Source organism: Stenotrophomonas sp. PA-6-5C, assembly GCF_021605635.1.
In the GTDB taxonomy this organism is placed as follows: domain Bacteria; phylum Pseudomonadota; class Gammaproteobacteria; order Xanthomonadales; family Xanthomonadaceae; genus Stenotrophomonas; species Stenotrophomonas lactitubi.
In genome coordinates, this window is the sequence record NZ_WKEE01000029.1 from 1 (window position 1) to 22,100 (window position 22,100).

The following is a 22,100-nucleotide window of genomic DNA, read 5'->3' on the forward strand; positions in this document are numbered from 1 at the left end:
CCATTGCCCCCGCCCCAGCCACCACGGGCTTCGGCGAACTCGGCGCGGCAGCCGCGGTTGACCCAGATCGCGCCGTTGCGCACGCCCCAGTTCTGGCCTTCCACGCACTGGGTGCCGGATATCTGCCGTACCACGCGCGCGTTGCGCCAGCCGACCGGGCAGCTGCGTTCGCGGTTGTCCTGGCTTTCGCAGCGCACGGTGCCGCCGTTGCCGTTGCCGCCGCCCCAGCCGCCACCGTTGCCGCCACCCCAGCCACCACGGCCCTGGGTGAATTCGGCGCGGCAGCCGTTGTTGACCCAGATGCTGCCATTGCGGGTGCCCCAGGTGCGGCCCTCCACGCAGGCCGAGCCGGACAGCTGGCGGACCAGCTGGGCGTCGCGCCAGCCGGTGTTGCAGACACGTTCGCGGTTGTTCTGGCTCTCGCAGCGGACCACCCCGTCCTGCGCGGCGGCAGGGGCGGAGGGCAGGGCGAGCGCGGTAAAGGTACCCAGGATCACGGCCAGGCTGGCCAGGGACTGCGGTTTCATGGCGACATCCCCATACGGGAGTAGGTGCGCGACTATAAGGACCGGGGCGATCAAGCCCGCGTGACCGTCTGCATTTGCCCCGGCCGGGGCCTCGGCCGCAGAATAAGAGGCTTTCCGGCCCCCATCAGGCGTCGGCGTTCTCCAGCGGAGCTTTCCCCCCATGCGTACCCACTTCTGCGGCCTGGTCGATGAGACCCTGATTGGCCAGACTGTCACCCTCGCCGGCTGGACCGACGTGGCCCGTAACCAGGGCGGCGTCTGCTTCATCGATCTCCGCGATCATGAAGGCATCGTGCAGGTGACGGTGGAGCTCGACAACGCCGAAGTGTTTGCCGTGGCCGCCAGCCTGGGCTATGAGGACGTGTTGCAGGTGGAAGGCGTGGTGCGCGCCCGCCACGCGGTCAACGACAAGCTGCGCACCGGCAAGGTGGAAGTGATCGCCACCGCCATCACCGTGCTGAACAAGGCCGCGCCGCTGCCTTTCCACGCCCACGAGAACCCGGGCGAAGAAACCCGCCTGAAGTACCGTTACCTGGACCTGCGCCGTCCGGAAATGCAGCGCATGCAGCGCACCCGCATCAAGCTGGTGCAGGCCCTGCGCCGCCACCTGGACGAAAAGGGCTTCCAGGACATCGAAACCCCGATCCTGACCAAGGCCACCCCGGAAGGCGCACGCGACTTCCTGGTGCCGGCGCGCATGCACCCGGGCGAGTTCTACGCCCTGCCGCAGAGCCCGCAGCTGTTCAAGCAGATCCTGATGGTGGCCGGCTTCGACCGCTACTACCAGATCGCCCGCTGCTTCCGCGACGAGGCCCTGCGTGCCGACCGCCAGCTGGAATTCACCCAGCTGGACATGGAGTTCGCCTTCGTCCGCGAGCGCGACGTGCAGGACTTCGTCGAAGACATGATCCGCGGCATCTTCAAGGAAGTGGTCGACGTCGAACTGGAGGCCAGCTTCCCGCGCATGACCTGGGCCGAGGCGATGCGTCGCTACGGTTCGGACAAGCCGGATCTGCGCATCGCGCTGGAACTGGTGGACGTGGCCGAGCTGGTCAAGACCAGCGAATTCCCCGTGTTCACTGCCGCTGCCAACGATGCCGATGGCCGCGTCGCCGCGCTGCGCATCCCGGGTGGTGCCAGCCTGTCGCGCAAGCAGATCGATGAGTACGCCGCGCACGCCGCCAAGTACGGTGCGAAGGGCCTGGCGTACATCAAGGTGGGCGAGAACGGTGAAATCAGCTCGCCGATCCAGAAGTTCTTCAGCGAAGAAGGCTTCGCCGCGCTGGTGGCCCACGTCGGTGCCGGCAACGGCGACATCGTGTTCTTCGGTGCCGGCGGCTACAACAAGGTGTCCGACTTCATGGGCGCGCTGCGCCTGAAGGCCGGCAAGGACTTCAACCTGGTCGCCGACAGCTGGGCGCCGCTGTGGGTCACCGACTTCCCGATGTTCGAGTGGGACGAGGAAGCGCAGCGCTACGTCGCCCTGCATCATCCCTTCACCGCGCCGGCCGTGGACGACATCGCCGATCTGCGCGCGCACGCCAAGACGGCCGTTTCGCGCGGCTACGACATGGTGCTCAACGGCAATGAAATCGGCGGCGGTTCGATCCGTATCCACCGCCCCGACATGCAGAGCGCAGTGTTCGAGCTGCTCGGCATCGGTGCCGAAGAGGCCCGTGCCAAGTTCGGCTTCCTGCTCGACGCGCTGAACTACGGCGCGCCGCCGCACGGTGGCATCGCCTTCGGCATCGACCGTATCGCCGCGCTGATGGCCGGCACCGAGTCGATCCGCGACGTCATCCCGTTCCCGAAGACCACCGGTGCACAGGATCTGATGACCGACGCGCCGTCGCCGATCGTCGACGAGCAGCTGGCCGAAGTGCACATCCAGGTTCGCCCCAAGAAAAACTGATCAGGAGATCCAGGCAATGACCGAGTTTGCGTTTTCGCTGGAGTGGGAAAAGCTGGGCAATGAAGGCTCTGAGGCCAACCTGGTCACCGAGCGTGCACGTGTCTTCGGTGGTTGGCTGGTCCGCGTCGGTACCAACCCGTCCGCCATGGCCCTGACCTTCGTCGCCGACGGCGAAGGTCGCTGGGACGGTGAAGACTTCGGCGTCGAGGATTACGAAGACGACGAAGAGGAAGAGTACGACGAGGACGAGGAAGGCGAAGAAGAGGAAGAAGGCGAGGAAGAAGAGGACGACGAGGAATACGAAGAAGAGGAAGAGGAAGAAGAAGACGAAAAGGAGCCGGCGGAGCGGGCTTGACCCGAACCGTTGTCCTGACGTCAACTCGACCCATGTATTCGATCCGCCGCGCCACTGTGGACGACGCGCCGACCCTGTCGGCGCTGGCCGCGCGCACGTTCACCGAAACCTTCGGACATCTGTATCCGCCGCAGGACCTGCAGGACTTCATCGACGCGTCCTACACGGTCGAGCGCCAGCGCACGATCCTGGCCCACCCCGATTACGCGGTGTGGCTGCTGGAGCTGGATGGGGAGGCGGTCGGCCATGCCGCCGCCGGCCCCTGTGGGCTACCGCATCCGGACGTGAAGCCCGGTGACGGCGAACTCAAGCGCCTGTACCTGGTCAAGACGCAGCAGAGCTGCGGCTGGGGCAGCCGCCTGCTGGAAACCGCGCTGGCCTGGCTGGAGCGTGACGGCCCGCGCACGCTGTGGCTGGGCGTGTGGTCGGAGAACTTCGGGGCCCAGCGCTTCTACGCCCGGTATGGTTTCGAAAAGGCCGGCGAGTACCTGTTCCCGGTGGGCGATACCAACGATCTTGAGTTCATCCTGCGCCGTCTGCCGCATCCGGCCTGAAGCCGTTCACCGCCGCTTGCTCCTGGCTTCTGTTCAATCACCGTAGTTCCGCCCCGCTGACCGCCAGGCTGTTGCACATGACTCCCCCCGTTCTGTTGTTGCATGGCATCTGGAATGCCCGTGCCTGGGTCGGGCCGCTGGCCTGGCGCCTGCGCGCGCGTGGCTTCCAGGTCCATACCTTTGGCTACTCGTCCGTATTCGGCGGCCCCGATGTGGCCGTCCCGCAGTTGCTGGAGCGGCTGGCAGACGCAGGCCCGCTGTCGCTGGTCGGGCACAGCCTGGGCGGCCTGCTGGCGCTGGAAGCCCTGCGCCGGCAGCCGCAGCTGCCCGTGCAGCGCGTGGTCTGCCTGGGCTCGCCACTGCGTGGCAGTGGTACCGCGCGCTCGCTGTCCGAACATGGCTGGGGCCTGGCCCTGGGCCGCAGCAGCGAACTGCTGCTGGACGGGCTGCCGGACTGGCAGGGCAAGGCTGCGGTCGGCCTGATCGCCGGCTCGGTGCCGCATGGGCTGGGCAGCCTGCTCGGGGCGCTGGATGACGATTCCGATGGCACCGTGGCGTTGGCCGAGACCCGCCTGCCGGGCCTGTCCGACCACTGCGTGGTGCGCACCAGCCACAGCGGCCTGGTGGTGTCACCCGATGCCGCGCGGCAGACCGCGCATTTCCTCCGCCATGGCCAGTTCGACCATGGCCGCGACGCCGCTGCGGCCTGAGCGACGTCACCCAGCGCCGCTGCGCTCGCCGGGCATGGCCCGGCGCTACCGGGGCGCCGTGCCCTGCGGCACCTATCCGCCCTCGACACGGTCACCGGGCCCGATCAGGTAGAATCCGCGGCCTTATCCATCAACGCACGTACGAAAAGACCCATGGGTAGAGGCCCCTCCATCGAGAACCGCAAAAACGCGTCTGACGCGAAGCGCGGCAAGATTTTCACCAAGATCATCCGTGAGATCGGCGTCGCCGCGCGCGGCGGTGGAGGCGACCCCAACAACAACCCGCGCCTGCGTGTGGCCGTGGACAAGGCGTTGACCGCGAACATGTCCAAGGACGTGATCGAGCGCGCCATCAAGAAGGCCACCGGTGAACTGGAAGGCGTCGAGTACGAAGAGATCCGCTACGAGGGCTACGCGCCCGGTGGCGTGGCCGTCATCGTCGATTGCCTGACCGACAACCGCGTGCGCACCGTGGCCGATGTCCGTCATGCGTTCAGCAAGTGCGGCGGCAACATGGGCACCGAAGGCTCGGTCAGCTTCATGTTCAAGCGCGTGGGCGTGCTGCATTACGCTGCCGGCGCCGATGAGGACGCCATCTCCGAAGCGGCCATCGAGGCCGGTGCGGATGACATCGTGGTCTACCCGGAGGATGGCGCGATCGACGTGCTCACCGCCGCGGACAGCTTCCACGCGGTCAAGGATGCGATGCAGGCGGCTGGCCGCACGCCGGACCATGCCGAGCTGACCTTCCGTGCCGACAACGACATCAAGGTCGAGGGCGACACCGTCCTGCAGGTCAAGAAGCTGCTGGACATGCTGGAAGACCTCGACGACGTGCAGGACGTTTACTCCAACGCCGATCTCGGCGCGGACGCCTACGCCTGAACGTACGCTCCACCGGTCGCCTTTGGCGGCCGGTGAGCGGACAATGCGGACCATGATGATCCCAGACGTTTCCAGCCATCACCGCCGCATGCGTCCTTCCCGGATCAGCGGCGCCTGCGTGTGTGCCGCATGACCCGTATTCTCGGCATCGACCCGGGTTCACAGCGGACCGGGGTCGGCATCATCGATGTCGATGCCAGCGGCCGGGTCAGCCACGTGCATCACCAGCCGCTGGTGCTGCTTGGGGCCGATGACTTCCCGCAGCGCATGAAGCTGCTGGTGCTGGGCCTGGCCGAGCTGTGCCACGAGTACCAGCCGCAGGAAGTGGCCATCGAAAAGGTGTTCATGGCACGCAACCCCGATTCGGCGCTGAAGCTGGGCCAGGCCCGTGGCGCGGCGATTTCGGCGGTGGTGCTGCGCGACCTGCCGGTGCACGAATACGCGGCCAGCGAGATCAAGCTGGCGGTGGTCGGTCGTGGCGGCGCCGAAAAGCAACAGGTTCAACACATGGTCGGGCTCATGCTCAACCTGAAGACAAAGCTGCAGGCCGACGCGGCCGACGCGTTGGCCGTGGCCATCACCCATGCCCACGTAAGGGCAACGGCCAACCGCCTGGGGCTGACTGCCCGCCAGGCGTGGGGCCGCAAATGAGGAGCTGCACGCAATGATCGGTCGACTGCGCGGAATCGTCGCCTACAAGGCGCCGCCGTGGCTGGTGGTGGACGTCAACGGAGTGGGCTACGAGCTGGAGGCGCCGATGAGCACCTTCTACGACCTGCCCGAGCTCGGCCGTGAGGTCATCCTCTACACCCACTATTCGCAGAAGGAAGACAGCGTCTCGCTGTACGGCTTCCTGCGCGAAGGAGAGCGCCGCCTGTTCCGCGACGTGCAGCGGGTCAGCGGCATCGGCGCGAAGATCGCGCTGGCCGTGTTGTCCGGCGTCACCGTCGAAGAATTCGCACGCATGGTCCAGGCCGGCGACATCACCGCGCTGACCCGCATCCCGGGCATCGGCAAGAAGACCGCCGAGCGCATGGTGCTGGAACTGCGTGACCGCGCGGCGCAGTTCGGTGCAGGTGGCGCACTGCCGACCGGCAGTGGCCCGGCCCCGGCCGATCCGCTGTCCGATGCCACCGTGGCGCTGCAGCAGCTGGGCTACAAGCCGACCGAGGCGGCGCGGATGGCGCGCGAAGCCTTCAACGAGGGCGATGAAGTGGCCATGGTCATCCGCAAGGCCCTGCAGTCGGCGCTGCGCTGAGCCGCGCCGTTTCCTTCCCCATTACACCCTGAGCTTCGCCAGGAGCCCCATGTCCAGCAGTCAAACCCCGCACACCGCCGCCCATGGCGGCCATGGTCACGCTCCCCCCGCCGGGGGGCTGGCGCTGATCATCGGTGCGATCGGCGTGGTCTTCGGCGATATCGGCACCAGCCCGCTGTACACCCTGAAGGAGGCGTTCTCGCCCCACTACGGGCTCACCAGCGACCATGACACCGTGCTGGGCGTGCTGTCGCTGGCGTTCTGGGCGCTGAACATCGTGGTCACCCTGAAGTACGTGACCATCATCATGCGCGCCGACAATGACGGCGAGGGCGGCATCATGGCGCTGATGGCGCTGACCCAGCGCACGCTGCGCAACGGGTCACGCTCGGCGTACGTGGTCGGCATCCTCGGCATCTTCGGCGCGTCGCTGTTCTTCGGCGACGGCGTGATCACGCCAGCGATATCGGTGCTGGGCGCGGTGGAAGGCCTGGAGGTGGCGGCCCCCGGGCTGCATGCCTTCATCGTGCCGATCACCGTGGTGGTGCTGCTGGCGGTGTTCGCGGTACAGCGCTTTGGCACCGAGAAGATCGGCAAGCTGTTCGGGCCCATCACCTCGATCTGGTTCATTTCGCTGGCGGCGATCGGCATCTACAACATCGTCGATGCGCCGGAAGTGCTGAAAGCGTTCAATCCGTGGTGGGCGATCCGCTTCTTCATGGAACACGGCTGGCACAGCATCTTCATCCTCGGCGCGGTGGTGCTGGCGGTGACCGGTGGCGAGGCGCTGTATGCCGACATGGGCCACTTCGGTGCCAAGCCGATCCGCCACGCCTGGTACTTCTTCGTGCTGCCATGCCTGGTGCTGAACTACCTGGGGCAGGGCGCGCTGGTGCTCAACCATCCCGAGGCAGTGAAGAACCCGTTCTTCGAGGCGGTACCGTCGTGGGCGCTGTACCCGATGATCGTGCTGGCCACGATGGCCGCAGTGATCGCCTCGCAGTCGGTCATCACCGGTGCGTTCTCGGTCTCGCGCCAGGCCATGCAGCTGGGTTACATCCCGCGCATGCGCATCAAGCACACCTCGCACGACACCATCGGCCAGATCTACATCCCCGGCATCAACTGGGGCATCGCGGTGATGGTGATCGGCCTGGTGCTGGCCTTCCGCAGCTCGTCCAACCTGGCCGTGGCCTACGGCATCTCGGTGTCGGCCACCATGCTGATCGATACCCTGCTGCTGGCCCTGGTCGCCCGTTCGCTGTGGCCGAAGGCGCGCAACTGGATCCTGCCGCTGTGCGTGGTGTTCTTCGTCATCGACCTGGGCTTTGTCATCGCCAACGGCGCCAAGCTGCTGCAGGGCGCCTGGTTCCCGGTGGTGCTGGGCATCTTCCTGTTCACCATGATGCGCACCTGGCGTCGTGGCCGCGAACTGCTGCGCGATGAGATCCGCAAGGACGGTATCCGCATCGACACCTTCCTGCCGGGCCTGATGCTGGCGCCGCCGGTACGCGTACCGGGCACTGCGGTGTTCCTCACCGCCGACCCGACCGTGGCCCCGCATGCGCTGATGCACAACCTCAAGCACAACAAGGTGCTGCACGAGCGCAACGTGTTCCTGCATGTGGTGACCCTGCCGGTGCCGTACGCGGCGGAGGGGCAGCGACTCAAGATCGAATCGGTGGGCGATGAGTTCTACCGCGTCTACGTGCGTTTCGGCTTCATGGAGACCCCCGACGTACCGCTGGCGCTGATGCGCTCGTGCGACCACGGCGGCATCTACTTCGACCCGATGGACACCACCTTCTTCGCCAGCCGCGAAACCATCGTCGCCACCGCCAACCGTGGCATGCCGATCTGGCGCGACAAGCTGTTCGCGCTGATGCACAGGAACGCCGCTCCGGCGACGGGCTTCTTCCGGATTCCGGGCAACCGGTTGGTAGAGCTCGGAGCGCAGGTCGAGATCTGACCGCGCGGGGTCGGATCCATTTTCCTAAGGAAAAGGGCTCTGCCCCCATGTTCGTGTCATCCAGATCCATCCACGCATGGCGTGGATCTACCGTGTCGACCAAGGTCGACACCCACCAAGAGCAGCCCATGCCATTCCGGCAGATCGCAGCGATCTGTCGAAGGCGGGGTGGGTCCGGTTGCGGGGGCGTGAGCGCCATGGATGGCGCGACCGAGCTTACATGGACGTACTTGCAGCGTCCCCCGCAACCGGACCCACCCCGCCATCCCTCGGGAAACCTGCTTCTGCTCTTGCTTCGGCTGTTGCCGTTGCTTTGGCCTCCGCGGGTGCCGGGCGCAGCCCGGCCGAATCCCCTCGTTTTTGCCGCATAATCAGCACATGACCGACGACCGCATCATCGCCGCCGGCGCCACCCGCGAGGATGACGCCGCCGACGCCAGCATCCGACCCAAGCGACTTGCCGACTACCTCGGCCAGGTGCCGGTGCGCGAGCAGATGGAGATCTACATCCAGGCCGCCAAGGGTCGTGGCGATGCGCTGGACCACGTGCTGATCTTCGGCCCGCCCGGCCTGGGCAAGACCACCCTCAGTCATGTCATCGCCAACGAACTGGGCGTGGCCCTGCGCGTGACCTCCGGCCCGGTGATCGAAAAGGCCGGCGACCTGGCCGCGCTGCTGACCAACCTGCAGCCGCACGATGTGCTGTTCATCGACGAGATCCATCGCCTGTCGCCGGTGGTGGAGGAAGTGCTGTACCCGGCGATGGAAGATTTCCAGATCGACATCATGATCGGCGAGGGCCCTGCGGCGCGCTCGATCAAGATCGATCTGCCGCCGTTCACCCTGATCGGCGCCACCACCCGCGCCGGTCTGCTGACCGCGCCGCTGCGCGACCGCTTCGGCATCGTCCAGCGGCTGGAGTTCTACAGTGTCGAAGAACTGACCCGCATCGTGCGTCGCTCGGCCGCCATCCTGGCCATCGACTGCACCGCCGACGGGGCAGGGGAGATCGCGCGGCGCGCGCGTGGCACTCCGCGTATCGCCAACCGCCTGCTGCGCCGTGTGCGCGATTACGCCCAGGTCAAGGCCGGTGGCCACATCGACCAGACCGTGGCCCAGGCGGCGATGCAGATGCTCAAGGTCGACCCGGAGGGCTTCGATGAGCTCGATCGTCGGCTGCTGAAGACCATGGTTGACTACTTCGACGGTGGCCCGGTCGGCATCGAATCGCTCGCAGCGGCGCTGTCCGAAGAGCGCGGCACGCTGGAAGATGTGGTCGAGCCGTACCTGATCCAGCAGGGCTACCTGGTGCGCACCGCGCGTGGCCGCATGGCGACCCACAAGGCCTACCGGCACCTGGGCCTGAAGCCGAAGAACCCGCCGCAGGATCTGTTCGCCGAGGTCCCCGATGTCGGTTGAACCCTCGGTTGAACCCCGATTCAGTTGGCCGACACGCATTTACTGGGAAGATACCGACGCTGGCGGCGTGGTCTACCACGCCCGCTACGTGGCCTTCATGGAACGGGCCCGGACCGAATGGATGCGCGCGCTGGGCTACGGCCAGGAGCGCATGCGGTCCGAGCACGGCATGGTCTTCGCGGTGCGCTCCATGCAGATGGATTTCATCAAGCCGGCACGGCTGGATGACCAGCTGCAGGTCAGCGCCACCCTGGTCCAGCTGAAGAAGGCCAGCATGGTCTTCGACCAGCAGGTCCTGCGTGACGGCCAGCTGCTGCTGTCCGCGCAGGTCCGCATCGCCGCACTGGACGCGGCCAGTTTCCGCCCGCGTGGCATGGACGATTCCGTCCTTGCCGCGCTGCAACCCCACCTCCACCCCGAATCCGAACAGAACTCTTGAGGAACAACGGATGATCGCAACGCTCCTGGCCCTGCAGGCCACGGTCACCGAGGCTTTGCCGGCTGACGTCAGCAATGCCGCGACCCAGACCCTTGCCCAGGCCACCACCGGCGGCGGCATCAACTACCTCGAACTGATGGCCAAGGCCAGCCTGCCGGTGAAGATCATCGTGCTCGCGCTGCTGGTCGGCTCGTTCGTCAGCTGGGTGATCATTTTCCGCAAGGCCCGCATCTTCAAGCAGGCCACCCGCGAAGCAGACGAGTTCGAGAATCGCTTCTGGTCCGGTGCCGACCTGGGCAAGCTGTACAGCTCGGCCACCGACCGCAGCCGCAATGTCGGCGGCCTGGAAGCGATCTTCGAAGCCGGTTTCCGCGAATATACCCGCCTGCGCGACAAGCGCCGGCTGGATGGCCGTGCCCAGCTGGAAGGTGCCCAGCGCGCCATGCGCACCACCTATACCCGCGAAGTCGACCAGCTCGAGCGCAACCTGGAACTGCTGGCCAACATCGGCTCGACCGCCCCGTACGTGGGCCTGGTCGGTACCGTGTTCGGCATCATGGTGACCATGCACGACATGATCAGCAGCGGTGCCCAGGCCGGTATCGCCGCCGTCGCCCCGGGCATCTCCGAAGCGTTGTTCGCCACCGCCATCGGCCTGTTCGTGGCGATTCCGGCGGTGTGGGCCTACAACCGCTTCACCACCCGCGTGGAGCGCATGTCGGTGCGTTTCGAGACCTTCGCCGACGAGTTCAGCTCGATCCTGCAGCGCCAGAGCGCTGGCGACGAGTAAGCGCCAGACCCGGGAGTCCAAGCCATGTCCGCTGCCATCGGTCGCCGCAAGCGCCGCAAGCTGAAATCGGAAATCAACGTCGTTCCCTATATCGACGTCATGCTGGTGCTGTTGATCATCTTCATGGTCACCGCGCCCATGCTCACCCTGACCTTCGACGTCGACCTGCCCAATTCCAACGCCAAGGCGCTGGAAAGCAAGCAGGATCCGTTGATCGTCTCGGTGCGCCAGGACGGCCAGCTCAGCCTCAAGCTGCCCGACGCCAAGGAACCCACCGCCGTCACCGCCGAGGAACTGCAGGGCCACCTGTCCGGCATCGCCGCGCAGGACAAGGACGTGCGCGTGATCGTCGCTGCCGACCGTGCCGTGGCCTATGAGAAGGTCATCGCGGCAATGGATGTGATCAAGCGCGCCCACGTCGACAAGGTGAGCCTGGCCACCGATGCGAACTGACGCCCTGCCGCTACCGCACAAGCAGGAGCCCGGCTGGGGCCAGCCCCTGCTGCTGGCCGTGCTGGTGCACCTGCTGGTCGCGCTGATCTTCATCGGCGCCTGGCTGTGGTCACCGCAGCGCAATACCGATGCCGCCGCAGGCGATCCCTCGGTCGAGGCCAGCCTGGCGCTGTCCGCGTCCGAAGCCGCCGCCGCCCGTCAGGCCCTGCGCCAGTCGGAGAAGCTGGAAGACCTGCCGCCGCCGGTGGTCGAGCCGATCCCGGTGCCGGAAGACACCATCCCGCCGCCGCAGCCGATTGAAGAGCCGCGCCCGCAGGATGCGCCGACGCCGCAGCAGCAACAGGCGCAGGAGCGCGTGGCGCAGCCCGACACCAAGGACCAGGATGCGGTCAGCGCGTTGGCGATCTCGCAGGAGAAGGCCAAGCAGGAGCAGGAAGCCAAGCGTCGCCAGGAGCAGATCGACCTGACCGAGCGCAAGCGCCAGGAAGAAGCCGAGCAGAAGCTGCGCCTGGCCAAGCAGCAGGAAGCGGACGCCAAGAAAAAGCAGGCCGAGCAGGAGCGTCTGGCGGCCGACAAGGCTGAAGCCGAGAAGCAGAAGAAGATCGCCGATATCCGTGCCCGCCGCGAGCAGGCCGAGAAGGAAGCCAAGCTGGCCGAGCAGAAGCTGCGCCAGGTTGCCGCCGCGCGCAATGCCGCGGGCACGGCCGCTGCCGGTGCCAGCGGCGCCGCACAGCCGGCCGCCGGTGGTGGTGGCAGCAGTGACGACCTGTCTGCCAAGTACGCGGCAGCCATCCAGGCCAAGGTGCTGGCGCAGTGGGTGCGTCCGGACAGCGTGCCGCTGGGCCAACGCTGCCAGATCACCATCAACCAGCTGCCGGGGGGAACGGTCCGCAGCGCTACGGTCAGCGCCGGCTGCCCGTTCGACGAGGCCGGCAAGCGCTCGATCGAGGCCGCCGTGCTCAATGCCCAGCCCTTGCCGTACCGTGGCTTCGAGCAGGTGTTCGCGCGCACGATCAACTTCACCTTCACCGCCCAGGATCGCTGAGGCGCGGGGGCAGGGCAGCCCTGTGGGGCTGTCCCGTCATCCGATGACGCCTCTGACTCTGGATCGTACGGTGCCGTCCAAGCCATGCTTGCGGCGAGTCATCCGCACGGAAGTTGGCCGCGACGTTAACGGCATGTGAGAGCACGGGCTGGCACTGACCCGGAATTCACGTACCCTTGGTTCATGATTGCGAAGCGGTTCACTCCCGTTTTGCTATCCCTCGTTCCGGTTTCCCTTTTTTGAGCTCTCCATGAAGAAGATGCCTCGCTGGCTTGCCGTGTTTGCGGCCCTGTTGTTGCCTTTCGCTGCCGTCGCGCAGCAGAAGGGGCTGGATATCGACATCATCGGCGGCAATGCCTCCGCCCTCCCGATCACCATCGTGCCGATGCCCTACCAGGGTTCGGCCGCCGCCCCGCAGACCGATGTTGCCGGCGTGGTCCGTGCCGACCTCGAACGTTCGGGCCAGTTCCGTACGCTGCCCGAAGCGCAGATCGTCGAAAAGCCGATCCGTGGCGGTGACATCCAGTTCGCCACCTGGCGCGCGCTGAAGCAGAACTACATCGTCGTCGGCCGGGTCATGGACGCCGGCGCCGGCGCCTACCGCGTCGAGTACGAACTGTTCGACGTGCCCAAGGGCGAGCGCCTGCTGGGCCTGGCGATGACCGCGCGCGGCAACGCCATGCGTGACGTCGCCCACCAGATGGCCGACGCCATCTACGAGAAGATCACCGGTGTCCGCGGCGCCTTCTGGACCCGCATCGCCTACGTGACCGCCAGCGGCAAGGGCGACGCCATGCGCTATGCGCTGATGGTCGCCGATTCGGACGGCTTCAACCCGCAGACCATCGTGCGTTCGGCCGAGCCGCTGCTGTCGCCGTCGTGGAGCCCGGATGGCAACAAGCTGGCCTACGTCAGCTTCGAGCGTGGCAACTCCGCCATCTACATCCAGAACATCTCCACCGGCGCCCGTGAACTGGTCACCAGCTTCCGCGGCATCAACAGCGCACCGGCCTTCTCGCCGGACGGCCGCAAGCTGGCCCTGACCCTGTCGCGTTCGGGCAACCCGGAAATCTACGTGATGGACCTGGGCAGCAAGCAGCTGACCCAGCTGACCAACCACTTCGCCATCGACACCGAGCCGACCTGGGCCCCGGACGGCAGCGCGGTGTACTTCACCTCTGATCGCGGCGGCCGTCCGCAGGTCTACAAGGTCGGCGCAGGTGGTGGCAGCGCCGAGCGGGTGACCTTCCAGGGCAACTACAACGCCAAGCCGTCGGTGTCCTACGACGGCAAGAAGATCGCTGTCGCCCAGGGTTCGGGCAACAGCTACAAGATCGCGCTGATGGACAGCTCGCTGGGCTCGCCGCGCTGGAGCACGCTGTCGCCGGGTTCGCTGGACGAATCGCCGAGCTTCGCGCCCAACGCGAGCATGGTGCTGTATGCCGCCCGTGAGGGTGGTCGTGGTGTGCTGTACGCCGTCTCGGCCGACGCGCGCGTGCGCCAGCGCCTGGTCCTGGCAGACGGTGATGTGCGCGAGCCGGCATGGTCCCCATACCGTACCCAGCGCTAAAAGAGTGTTAATATTTTCTCTGTATTGAACCCCTCATCGGCTTAGGAGCCACAAAGGTATCGCCATGAACAAGTCCACCCGCGTTCTGCTTGTTTCCCTGCTGTCCGTGGCCGTCCTGGCCGGTTGCTCGAAGAAGGTCAAGGAAGAAGCCCCGGCTCCGGTCGATACCGGCACCTCGACCACCACCCCGACCGGTCCGTCCACCTCCGGCCTGTACGGCCCGGGCGATCTGGACACCGATGCCTGCCTGCGTCAGCGCGTTGTCTACTTCGACCTGGACAAGGAAGACGTGAAGCCGGAATTCCAGGCCATCATGGCTTGCCACGCCAAGTACCTGCGTGACCGTCCGTCTTCGCGCATCACCCTGCAGGGCCACACCGACGAGCGCGGTTCGCGCGCGTACAACCAGGCCCTGGGCGAGCGTCGTGGCAACGGCGTCAACTCGGCGCTGCAGGCCAACGGTGGCTCGGCTTCGCAGCTGACCGTCGTGTCCTACGGTGAAGAGCGTCCGGTCTGCACCGAGTCGAACGAGTCCTGCTGGTCGCAGAACCGTCGCGTCGAAATCGTCTACACCGCGCAGTAATCCATGCGCCTTGGCATCAAACTGATGCTGGTCGTTGCGGCAGCCCTCGTGGCTGCCGCACCGGCGCATGCACAACGTCAGAGTCTGGCCGACCGCGTCGGTTCGCTCGAGCAGCAGATGTACAACAACAGTGCCAACCAGGACCTGTTGAACCAGATCAACCAGCTGCGGCAGCAGGTCACCAGCCTGCAGGCCTCGATCGAGCAACTCCAGCACGACAACGCCCAGCTCAAGCAGTCCGCCCAGGACCAGTACCTGGATCTGGACAGCCGCCTGAACCGGTTGGAAGGGGGCTCTGCCGCCCCGGCCCTGCCTGCTGTTCCGGCGAGCGCACCGAAGGCTCCTGCAGCCCCGGCAAAACCCGCAGCGGCGGCCACTTCCGAGCGGCCGCCTTCCGTCCATGGTGACCCGGGCAGCCTGGCCGTCACCGGTGACGAGCGTACGTCCTACAACGTGGCTTTCGATGCGTTGAAGGCAGGCAAGTACGATGATTCGGCGCAGCTGTTCCTGAGCTTCCTGGAGCTGTACCCGAACGGCGTCTACGCCCCCAATGCGCTGTACTGGCTGGGCGAGAGCTATTACGCCACCCGCAATTTCCCGATGGCCGAGTCCCAGTTCCGCGAACTGCTCTCGCGCTATCCCACCCACGACAAGGCCGCAGGTGGCCTGCTCAAGGTCGGCCTCTCGCAGTATGGCGAGGGCAAGGTCGACCAGGCCCAGCAGACGCTGGAGACCGTCGTGGCGCAATACCCGGGCTCGGATGCCGCGCGTACCGCGCAGGACCGCCTGCAGTCGATCCGCCTCGGCAATCAGATCCGCTGATCCGCTGATCCGCTGGCCGGGCGTACAATACGCCCCCTGGCGCTGGGTTGACTCCCGGCAGCCTCCTGTATAGCCGAGCCCATGCTCGGCTGCTTTCGTTTCCGGCGCCGATACATTCGTCGCCCGCCCCATGAAGAATTGTTTGCCATGACCGCCGTCACTCCGTCCAACGCCGTCGCCACGCCCAGCGAGATCGTGCAGTCGCCACTGCCGCGCCTGAAGATCACCGAGATCTTCACCTCGCTGCAGGGTGAGGCCGATACCGCCGGTTGGCCGACTGTGTTCGTGCGCCTGACCGGTTGCCCGCTGCGCTGCCAGTACTGCGACACCGCTTACGCCTTCCACGGCGGCACCTGGTGGGACATCGACGACATCGTGGCCCATGTGCAGGCGCAGGGCGTGCGCCACGTCTGCGTGACCGGCGGCGAGCCGCTGGCGCAGAAGCGCTGTCTGGTGCTGCTGCAGAAACTGTGCGACGCCGGCCTGGATGTGTCGCTGGAAACCTCCGGTGCGCTGGACGTCAGCGCGGTCGATCCGCGTGTATCGCGTGTGGTCGACATCAAGACCCCCGGCTCGGCCGAAGTCGCGCGCAACCGGCTGGAGAACCTGCCGCTGCTGACCACGCGCGACCAGATCAAGTTCGTGATCTGCAACCGCGAAGACTACGACTGGGCCAAGGCCATGGTCGCCGAGCACCAGCTGGTGCAGCGCACGACGGTGTTCTTCTCGCCCAGCAAGGGCGAGATTACTGCCCGCCAGCTGGCGGACTGGATCGTGGAAGACCGGTTGCCGGTGCGCTTCCAGATGCAGTTGCATAAGATTCTCTGGAATGACGAACCGGGCCGCTGAGCCCGTTTGTTATTCATTGATGTAGTTCCGGCGCGGGACAGCGTGCTGGCTTTTCCCCCAAACCGGATGATTTACCCATGAAGAAGGCAGTCGTGCTTCTCTCCGGCGGCATGGATTCAGCCGCCGTCATCGCCATGGCCCAGGAACAGGGCTTCGCCGTGCATGCCCTGAGCGTGCGTTACGGCCAGCGCCATACTTCCGAGCTGGATGCCGCCGCGCGCGTGGCCAAGGCCCAGGGCGTGATCGTGCACAAGACCGTGGACGTGGACCTGCGCAGCATCGGCGGTTCGGCGCTGACCGATGACATCGACGTGCCCGAAGCGGGCGGCGAGGGCATCCCGGTGACCTACGTGCCGGCACGCAACACCATCATGCTGTCGCTGGCCCTGGGCTGGGCCGAAGTGCTCGGTGCCAACGACATCTTCTGCGGCGTCAACGCCGTGGACTACTCCGGTTACCCGGACTGCCGCCCTGAATTCATCGCCGCCTTCCAGGCACTGGCCAACCTGGCGACCAAGTCGGGCGTGGAAGGCGCGGGCATCACCGTGCATGCGCCGCTGCAGTTCCTCAGCAAGGGCCAGATCGTCAGCGAAGGCGTGCGCCTGGGCGTGGACTTCGGCCTGACCGTGTCCTGCTACAACGCCGATGCCAACGGCGCGGCCTGTGGCCACTGCGATGCCTGCCGTCTGCGCGCGCAGGGCTTCACCGAAGCCGGCGTCGCCGACCCGACGCTGTACGCCTGAGACGCGGGCCGCCGGGCATGGCCCGGCACCACCGGGTGGTCTGATACTGGTAGGTGCCAACCTTGGTTGGCACTGTGCGCCGGGCATGGCCCGGCGTTACCGCTGCTGCAGCCACCCCGACGCCTCGATAAACCCCCGCACCGCTGCAGGATCCTCGTAATCCAGCTCGATCATCCGTGCGATCGCCGCCTGCTCATCCGGCTGCCGGCGCATGTACTCCTGCGCGATGCGATACCCCGCGTAGTAACCCAGATCGCCCACACCGAACGGATTGCGTGCGCTGTTGTACAGCCAGTTGTCCAGGTCATCGCCATCCATCTCGGCGATGAAGCGAGCGCGGATTTCCGATTCGTGCAGCGGCCCATAGGCATACAGTGGCAGCGCCGGTCGACGGCCGCTGATCCGCTCGGCCACGTACTCGGCCACGCCCTCGCGCACCGCGTACTGCGCGAGCGAACCAGTGGTCTCGCGCTGCTGGGTGTGCACGTACTCATGCAGGTTGTTCTGTGCGTTGTTCGCACCGGGATTGCTGTCGTAGAAGACCCGCAGGCGACTGCGCAACGGCTCCGGCAGTTCGCTGACATCCACGCTTGCATCGCCCAGTGCCATCTCCGCGCCGATCAGCACCTGGTTACCCAGCGTGGTGCCGCCCGTGCGCAGCACGCCCACCGCATAGGTGATGCTGGCCGGGCGCAGGGCGGGGTAGAGCCTGCGGAACGCCGCCAGATCCCGCTCCAGCGTGGCGCTGGCCTGCCGTGCGTTGGCGGTCAGCGGCCGCACCGAAGACCAGAAGCGCGGCCAGGCGAGCATGGCGTCGGCGTACTCGGCGGCGGTGTAGTTGCGCACCTTCATCAGCGCATGCAGGCCGGGACTGCCTGGATCGATGTAGCGCTGCTGCACCAGGGCCAACCGCTGCGCGGCATCGGGCTCGGCAAGTACCGCATCGTAGGTGGCCCAGAAGCGGTCGATATCGTCGGTCCGCACCTGTGTGGGCGCTGCGGCAGAGGCGGCGAACGGCAGCAGCAGGGCGAGCATCAGCGGCAGTGGCAGGCGCATCCATCGCTCCGGGGCAGGGTCGCAAGTGAGATGCGGCGGGCGGTGCAAAGGTTTAGAGCCCGCAGCCCGGCAACTTCGTAGATCCCCGACTTCACCCAGCCCCGCAAAGTACGGTAGAATGCCCACCCCGCCGAAAGGCCGGGGCCTTGCATGGGCCGTTAGCTCAGTCGGTAGAGCAGAAGACTTTTAATCTTTTGGTCGATGGTTCGAATCCATCACGGCCCACCATTGCGGCAGAAGGGTTTCGGAGCGATCCGGAGCCCTTTTTGTTTTTCCGCAATCGGCAATATTTTCCGCAAAATCACTTTGTCGGGGTTACGCGATCGCCCTTGCGCTTTCGGGTATAGGTCTCGGTCATCACGACGGAAGAGTGTCCCAACTGCCGCTGTGCCTGGCGAATGTCCGCCGCGGAGTCGGCCTTGTCGGTGCCCGCCTTCGCCCGCAAATCCCGGAACTGAAACGCCGCCTTGGGCACGCCGGCACGCGCGCGCGCTGCGTCGAACCTGCTCCGCAGCTGGCCTTTGCTCAGGGGCTGACCGTACTCATCCAGCAGCAGCGCCGTGTGTACGATCACCGCGCCCTTTTGCTTGCCGCGCCGCTTGAATGTCCTGGCGCCGAAGCGAACCAATAGTTCGGCCAACTCGCCCTCGATGGCAATGCGGAGCTTGTGCTTCGTCTTGCTCTGGCTGATGTGCAGGAAGCCATCGCGCACGTCGCGTCGGTCCATGCCGAGGGCATCGGATGGTCGCTGGCCAGTCAGGTACGCCAGATCCAACGCATCACGCAGAGGCTGGTCTGCCGCCTCCCACACTGCCCGGTATACGTCGTCTTCGACGTACACATCGCGGCCCGCTTCGCCGTAACCACGCACACCCTTGCAAGGGTTCTCCGCGTCGGTGAAGCCCCATTCCCTACACTTGTTCCACAGATGACTCAGTAGCGCCTTCTCGCGATTGGCGCTGACCATGGCCACCGTCCCGTTCTTGGTTCGCCAGTCCAGGTACTGCCGTACGTGCAGCGGCCGAATCTTGGCCAACGGCGCTGGCGGATTGCAGAAGAATTCCTCCAGCTTCGCCATTTCTGCCAGATTGACCTTGGCCGTTGATGCGCGCTTCTTCGGGATGACCAATTGCTTGTACCGCTTAGCGGCGTCCCGGAAAGTCACGATCTCCGGCACAACCGCCTCGGTCGCCATCAGTTCGGCCCACCTGCGCACAGCCTCTGGGTAGCTCTTGCCCAGAGGTGTTTCGCGGCGTGGCTTTCCGCCGTGGTCGAAGAAGTAATACGTGGTCTTGCCCCGCACACGCTTCCGCATATGCGGGATGGCACCAGGATCCTTAGAGCGTCGTCCCATTACGCTGCGGGCCTCATAGCATTGCTTGACCAGCCGCCATCGGCCTCGGTCGCCTTCTTCGCCGACCCCTCAACGGCCGACCACATCACCACCGGCCAGCCAGCAGCGTTGATGGTGTGGGGGACCCCGTTGCGCGCGAGATTCTGGATCTGCCTACGTTTGGTGTGCGCGCCGGTCAGGTCAGCCACGTCGCCGTGTGCTCCAGGACGCATGATCTTGTCAGCCTCCGACACGGCGCACCTCCCGGGGCGTTGCGAGCAGTGGCAACTGCAGCACGTTGTCGGGCAAGGCCTGGTCCGTCTTGCGCGCGCTGCGCACGGGCTGGTTCAATCGGCGCCAGGCGCGCAGTGCCGCTTCGGCGTCCGAGTGCTTGCTGGTCGACCTGCAGCAGCATTCGACCAGGTGACCACCGCCGGCGCTGGTGCAGCGCATGTCGTGGATGTGGCGCACGCGGTGGCCGGAGGCGCAGTTGGGCAGGCCTTCGGGATGGCTGATCTGCTTCTGTGTCATGGCTTTTCGCACTCCTCGATGTAGGCATTCAGTTGGTCTCGGATGAATGCCGCTTCCTTGGCCCTGAAACGCCTGTCAAAACTGTTGATGGGGATAGGTCCGGCGTCGATAAGCCACTGCAACGGCTGCAGCAGCCAGCGCGGATCGAACGGGAGCCGGCTGCGCGGATCGACCGCCTGCGCCGTCGGCATGCAGTCAGGGCCTGCCCAGTCTTCGGAGTCGCCACACCTGGTGCAGGTGCGGTCCTTGAACGCGTGTTCCTTCTCCGGCTGCGGCACGCGTGGTTTGTCGAACAGGGCGCGGATGACCAGGCCGCGCGTATCTGCGTAGCAGACCTGCGCGGCATCGGCTTACCTCTCCCTGAAACTCACCGGCACGACGCACGGCCAACGCGAACCCGTTGTTGTTGCGGTGGTTGTTGTTGACGTTGCCGTTGTTGAAATTGACGTTCCACGCGGACGCCGAGGACCAGGCGGCCGCCTCCCCATACACTTGCGACCAGGCCGCGCAGCCCGGATGCGGATAGCGCGGCTTCGTCATGAGTTGGCCCCCGCAAGGGCGGTACGGGTACTCAGTTTCTTGCCACGCTGCGCGACGCCTTCAGCTTGCGCATTCTGGGCATGGGAGACGCTGGCCAGGTGGCGGCGCCAGCCGCCAGCCTGGGAGCCCAGCTGTTCGGCCAGGCGGATAAGCATTTCGAACTGGCGGAAACTGGCGAAGGCGCCAACCCCCTTGCCAATCTGCAGGAGCTGCTTGAGGGCATCGATATCCCGCACCAGCACAGCCACCCACCGCGCCTGCTCGGCGCGCTCGCGCCACGCGTTGTTGGCGTTGATGAACACCTGCTGGGCACGCACGCGGAGGTCGCTGCCGATCTGGTAGCGGTGGTAGCGGACGAACCGGCGCACGGCGTTCTCAATCTCGACCGCCATACGTTCGGCGGCCTTGATGATGGGCGGGGGCTGGAAGCGGGAAGTCATCGGGAAGGCCTCAGCAGAAAATCAAATCACTGACCGGCACGACGCACGGCCAACGCGAACCCGAGGTCGCCGCGGTGGACGACGTAGACGCCGCCGCCGTAGAAACTGACGAAGCACGCGGACGCCGAGGACCAGGCGGCCGGGGTCTTCGACCAGTACCAGTCGTTCTGGATGTCCTTGAAGAAGTCGGTGTTGATGGCCGGCGAGTAGCGGCTGCGATCGATCAGGAGCTGGTACTCCTCGATGGTCGGCAGATCCCAATCGGTGTGGCCGAGCAGGTCCAAGGCCTTTGCAGCAGCTTCGCAGTCGGCGTGCGGAACGTCGCTGTCCACGATGTTGGTGGCGGTGAAGGTCAAGCCGTAGTCGGGCAGGAACACGGCGACGTGGTCGTTGGAATCGTCCGGCAGCTGGTTGCGGTCGGCGCCGATCTTCTTGAGGGTAATGGGGTTCATGGTTGCTCCAGGGAAATGATCAAAAGGGCCAACTACTGACCGGCACGACGCACGGCCAACGCGAACCCGTAGTCGTAGCGGGGGTTGTAGTCGACGAGGCCGCCGTAGAAAGAGACGAGCCACGCGGACGCCGAGGACCAGGCGGCCGCGGTGCTGGTCCAGTGCCAGCGGGGCAGCACACCGGGGAACAGCGCGGTGTCGATGGCCGGTTCGTGGCGCGTGTCATCGACCAGGGCAGCAAGCTCGGTACGGCTGGACAGGCGCCAGTCGTCGTGACCCAACAGGCGCAGCTCGCTGCATGCCTTCTCGCAGTCGGCCTGGCTCATCGGGTCGCCATCGTTGTCGCCGATGGACTTCACTGCCCACATCAGGCCGGTGGAGTGATCGATCACAGCGACGTGGTCGGTGCGCGGGTCGCTACCGGCGGCACTGGTGCCGTCGGCGAACAGCTTCGTGTGGCTAGTGGCGTACTGGTGGATGGACTGATCGGCGTCGAGTTCAATCAGATGGCCGGGGCGGAGGGATTCGCTGGAGATGAAGATCTCAGCTTCACCCTTTGTTCGGATGGTGATGGCGTTCAACGTGCATTCCTCGCGTTGCTGTGGTTGCCACCGTCGGCGGCATGGGTTGGACTGCAAAGGGCGGCAAGGGCTTCCAGACGCTCTGCCTCGGCTGTGTAGTGGTCCACTCGTTCCTGGCGGATCTTCGGAGGGAACTGCATGTCTTTCCGGGCCTGATCGGCCGCATCTCGGTTTGCCTTGGCTAGGCGCGCCGGGTCGTGGTCGAAAATGTCGAGTTGGTTGCGCATGCGGTTCCCTGGGATGGGTTGCCGGCGAGTGGAAGTCCGGCCGGCGCGGAACCCGGT

28 protein-coding genes and 1 tRNA gene are annotated in these 22,100 nt (G+C 66.0%); 19 read left to right on the plus strand and 10 right to left on the minus strand.

Annotated features, from left to right (window positions below; translation table 11 throughout):
* Positions 1 to 527 (minus strand): DUF3011 domain-containing protein (locus GIW57_RS13270; protein WP_236511442.1); only part of this gene is annotated, 527 nt, incomplete at its 3' end.
* A 160-nt stretch (positions 528 to 687) separates the two neighbouring features.
* On the opposite strand from GIW57_RS13270, the gene aspS reads away from it, so the two are divergent.
* From aspS to queC, 18 genes are all read left to right on the plus strand, one after another.
* A complete protein-coding gene (gene aspS, locus GIW57_RS13275; protein WP_100460138.1) occupies positions 688 to 2,439 on the plus strand; it encodes an aspartate--tRNA ligase in 1,752 nt (583 codons plus the stop codon).
* 16 nt (positions 2,440 to 2,455) lie between these two features.
* On the plus strand, positions 2,456 to 2,794 hold the full coding sequence (locus GIW57_RS13280) for a DNA primase (RefSeq protein WP_205406265.1): 339 nt from the start codon (positions 2,456 to 2,458) through the stop codon (positions 2,792 to 2,794).
* Between the two features lie 32 nt (positions 2,795 to 2,826).
* Complete coding sequence (locus tag GIW57_RS13285) at positions 2,827 to 3,348, plus strand: GNAT family N-acetyltransferase (protein WP_100460136.1); 522 nt, start codon at positions 2,827 to 2,829, stop codon at positions 3,346 to 3,348.
* Between the two features lie 77 nt (positions 3,349 to 3,425).
* Positions 3,426 to 4,058, plus strand: coding sequence for an alpha/beta fold hydrolase (locus tag GIW57_RS13290; RefSeq protein ID WP_089236565.1), 633 nt, complete (start codon positions 3,426 to 3,428; stop codon positions 4,056 to 4,058).
* A gap of 153 nt (positions 4,059 to 4,211) precedes the next feature.
* A complete protein-coding gene (locus GIW57_RS13295) occupies positions 4,212 to 4,943 on the plus strand; it encodes a YebC/PmpR family DNA-binding transcriptional regulator (protein ID WP_089236564.1) in 732 nt (243 codons plus the stop codon).
* A gap of 129 nt (positions 4,944 to 5,072) precedes the next feature.
* Positions 5,073 to 5,594 (plus strand): crossover junction endodeoxyribonuclease RuvC, encoded by a 522-nt coding sequence (ruvC, locus tag GIW57_RS13300; protein ID WP_089236563.1) that lies wholly within the window; start codon positions 5,073 to 5,075, stop codon positions 5,592 to 5,594.
* Between the two features lie 13 nt (positions 5,595 to 5,607).
* The gene (gene ruvA / locus GIW57_RS13305; protein ID WP_089236562.1) at positions 5,608 to 6,201 is read left to right on the plus strand and encodes a Holliday junction branch migration protein RuvA; all 594 of its coding nucleotides are present in this window, start codon (positions 5,608 to 5,610) and stop codon (positions 6,199 to 6,201) included.
* A 49-nt stretch (positions 6,202 to 6,250) separates the two neighbouring features.
* A complete protein-coding gene (locus GIW57_RS13310; protein WP_089236561.1) occupies positions 6,251 to 8,170 on the plus strand; it encodes a potassium transporter Kup in 1,920 nt (639 codons plus the stop codon).
* 378 nt (positions 8,171 to 8,548) lie between these two features.
* Entirely contained in the window at positions 8,549 to 9,589 is a 1,041-nt protein-coding gene (ruvB, locus tag GIW57_RS13315; protein WP_100460134.1) for a Holliday junction branch migration DNA helicase RuvB, read from the plus strand.
* Positions 9,579 to 10,028, plus strand: a complete 450-nt coding sequence (ybgC, locus tag GIW57_RS13320) for a tol-pal system-associated acyl-CoA thioesterase (protein ID WP_236511444.1) — start codon at positions 9,579 to 9,581, stop codon at positions 10,026 to 10,028. The genes ruvB and ybgC overlap by 11 nt, the downstream gene beginning before the upstream one ends.
* A gap of 10 nt (positions 10,029 to 10,038) precedes the next feature.
* Complete coding sequence (tolQ, locus tag GIW57_RS13325) at positions 10,039 to 10,818, plus strand: protein TolQ (RefSeq protein WP_025874672.1); 780 nt, start codon at positions 10,039 to 10,041, stop codon at positions 10,816 to 10,818.
* A 24-nt stretch (positions 10,819 to 10,842) separates the two neighbouring features.
* Entirely contained in the window at positions 10,843 to 11,271 is a 429-nt protein-coding gene (gene tolR, locus GIW57_RS13330; RefSeq protein WP_100460132.1) for a protein TolR, read from the plus strand.
* Positions 11,261 to 12,316: a cell envelope integrity protein TolA gene (gene tolA / locus GIW57_RS13335; RefSeq protein WP_236511446.1), complete on the plus strand. Its 1,056-nt coding sequence runs from the start codon at positions 11,261 to 11,263 to the stop codon at positions 12,314 to 12,316. Before tolR ends, tolA begins: the two co-directional genes overlap by 11 nt.
* Positions 12,317 to 12,566: 250 nt before the next feature.
* The gene (gene tolB / locus GIW57_RS13340; protein ID WP_100460130.1) at positions 12,567 to 13,886 is read left to right on the plus strand and encodes a Tol-Pal system beta propeller repeat protein TolB; all 1,320 of its coding nucleotides are present in this window, start codon (positions 12,567 to 12,569) and stop codon (positions 13,884 to 13,886) included.
* Positions 13,887 to 13,950: 64 nt separating this feature from the next.
* Entirely contained in the window at positions 13,951 to 14,469 is a 519-nt protein-coding gene (gene pal, locus GIW57_RS13345; RefSeq protein ID WP_025874668.1) for a peptidoglycan-associated lipoprotein Pal, read from the plus strand.
* A 3-nt stretch (positions 14,470 to 14,472) separates the two neighbouring features.
* A complete protein-coding gene (ybgF, locus tag GIW57_RS13350) occupies positions 14,473 to 15,291 on the plus strand; it encodes a tol-pal system protein YbgF (RefSeq protein ID WP_088100990.1) in 819 nt (272 codons plus the stop codon).
* A 147-nt stretch (positions 15,292 to 15,438) separates the two neighbouring features.
* Positions 15,439 to 16,140 carry a 7-carboxy-7-deazaguanine synthase QueE gene (queE, locus tag GIW57_RS13355; RefSeq protein WP_236511449.1) on the plus strand — a complete coding sequence of 234 codons (702 nt, stop codon included), beginning with the start codon at positions 15,439 to 15,441 and terminating at the stop codon, positions 16,138 to 16,140.
* Positions 16,141 to 16,217: 77 nt separating this feature from the next.
* Positions 16,218 to 16,883 (plus strand): 7-cyano-7-deazaguanine synthase QueC, encoded by a 666-nt coding sequence (gene queC, locus GIW57_RS13360; protein WP_100460128.1) that lies wholly within the window; start codon positions 16,218 to 16,220, stop codon positions 16,881 to 16,883.
* A 96-nt stretch (positions 16,884 to 16,979) separates the two neighbouring features.
* Here the strand turns inward: queC and GIW57_RS13365 are convergent, their stop codons facing one another.
* Positions 16,980 to 17,939 (minus strand): DUF2268 domain-containing putative Zn-dependent protease, encoded by a 960-nt coding sequence (locus GIW57_RS13365; RefSeq protein WP_236511452.1) that lies wholly within the window; start codon positions 17,937 to 17,939, stop codon positions 16,980 to 16,982.
* 152 nt (positions 17,940 to 18,091) lie between these two features.
* Between GIW57_RS13365 and GIW57_RS13370 the strand changes: the two genes are divergently transcribed.
* Positions 18,092 to 18,167 (plus strand) — tRNA-Lys (locus tag GIW57_RS13370).
* 73 nt (positions 18,168 to 18,240) lie between these two features.
* Here the strand turns inward: GIW57_RS13370 and GIW57_RS13375 are convergent.
* The 8 genes from GIW57_RS13375 to GIW57_RS13410 all read right to left on the minus strand — a co-directional run bounded on the left by GIW57_RS13375 (position 18,241) and on the right by GIW57_RS13410 (position 22,043).
* Positions 18,241 to 19,293, minus strand: coding sequence for a tyrosine-type recombinase/integrase (locus GIW57_RS13375; protein ID WP_236511455.1), 1,053 nt, complete (start codon positions 19,291 to 19,293; stop codon positions 18,241 to 18,243).
* Positions 19,293 to 19,481, minus strand: a complete 189-nt coding sequence (locus GIW57_RS13380; RefSeq protein WP_236511457.1) for a DUF4224 domain-containing protein — start codon at positions 19,479 to 19,481, stop codon at positions 19,293 to 19,295. The genes GIW57_RS13375 and GIW57_RS13380 overlap by 1 nt, the downstream gene beginning before the upstream one ends.
* A gap of 31 nt (positions 19,482 to 19,512) precedes the next feature.
* Positions 19,513 to 19,803, minus strand: a complete 291-nt coding sequence (locus GIW57_RS13385) for a hypothetical protein (RefSeq protein WP_236511460.1) — start codon at positions 19,801 to 19,803, stop codon at positions 19,513 to 19,515.
* Positions 19,800 to 19,994, minus strand: coding sequence for a hypothetical protein (locus GIW57_RS13390; protein WP_236511463.1), 195 nt, complete (start codon positions 19,992 to 19,994; stop codon positions 19,800 to 19,802). The genes GIW57_RS13385 and GIW57_RS13390 overlap by 4 nt, the downstream gene beginning before the upstream one ends.
* A 345-nt stretch (positions 19,995 to 20,339) precedes the next feature.
* The gene (locus tag GIW57_RS13395) at positions 20,340 to 20,783 is read right to left on the minus strand and encodes a four helix bundle protein (protein WP_236511466.1); all 444 of its coding nucleotides are present in this window, start codon (positions 20,781 to 20,783) and stop codon (positions 20,340 to 20,342) included.
* 26 nt (positions 20,784 to 20,809) lie between these two features.
* Positions 20,810 to 21,235 (minus strand): DUF1566 domain-containing protein, encoded by a 426-nt coding sequence (locus tag GIW57_RS13400; protein ID WP_236511469.1) that lies wholly within the window; start codon positions 21,233 to 21,235, stop codon positions 20,810 to 20,812.
* Between the two features lie 32 nt (positions 21,236 to 21,267).
* A complete protein-coding gene (locus GIW57_RS13405) occupies positions 21,268 to 21,816 on the minus strand; it encodes a DUF1566 domain-containing protein (RefSeq protein ID WP_236511471.1) in 549 nt (182 codons plus the stop codon).
* On the minus strand, positions 21,813 to 22,043 hold the full coding sequence (locus tag GIW57_RS13410) for a hypothetical protein (protein ID WP_236511474.1): 231 nt from the start codon (positions 22,041 to 22,043) through the stop codon (positions 21,813 to 21,815). Before GIW57_RS13410 ends, GIW57_RS13405 begins: the two co-directional genes overlap by 4 nt.
* Positions 22,044 to 22,100: the final 57 nt, after the last annotated feature.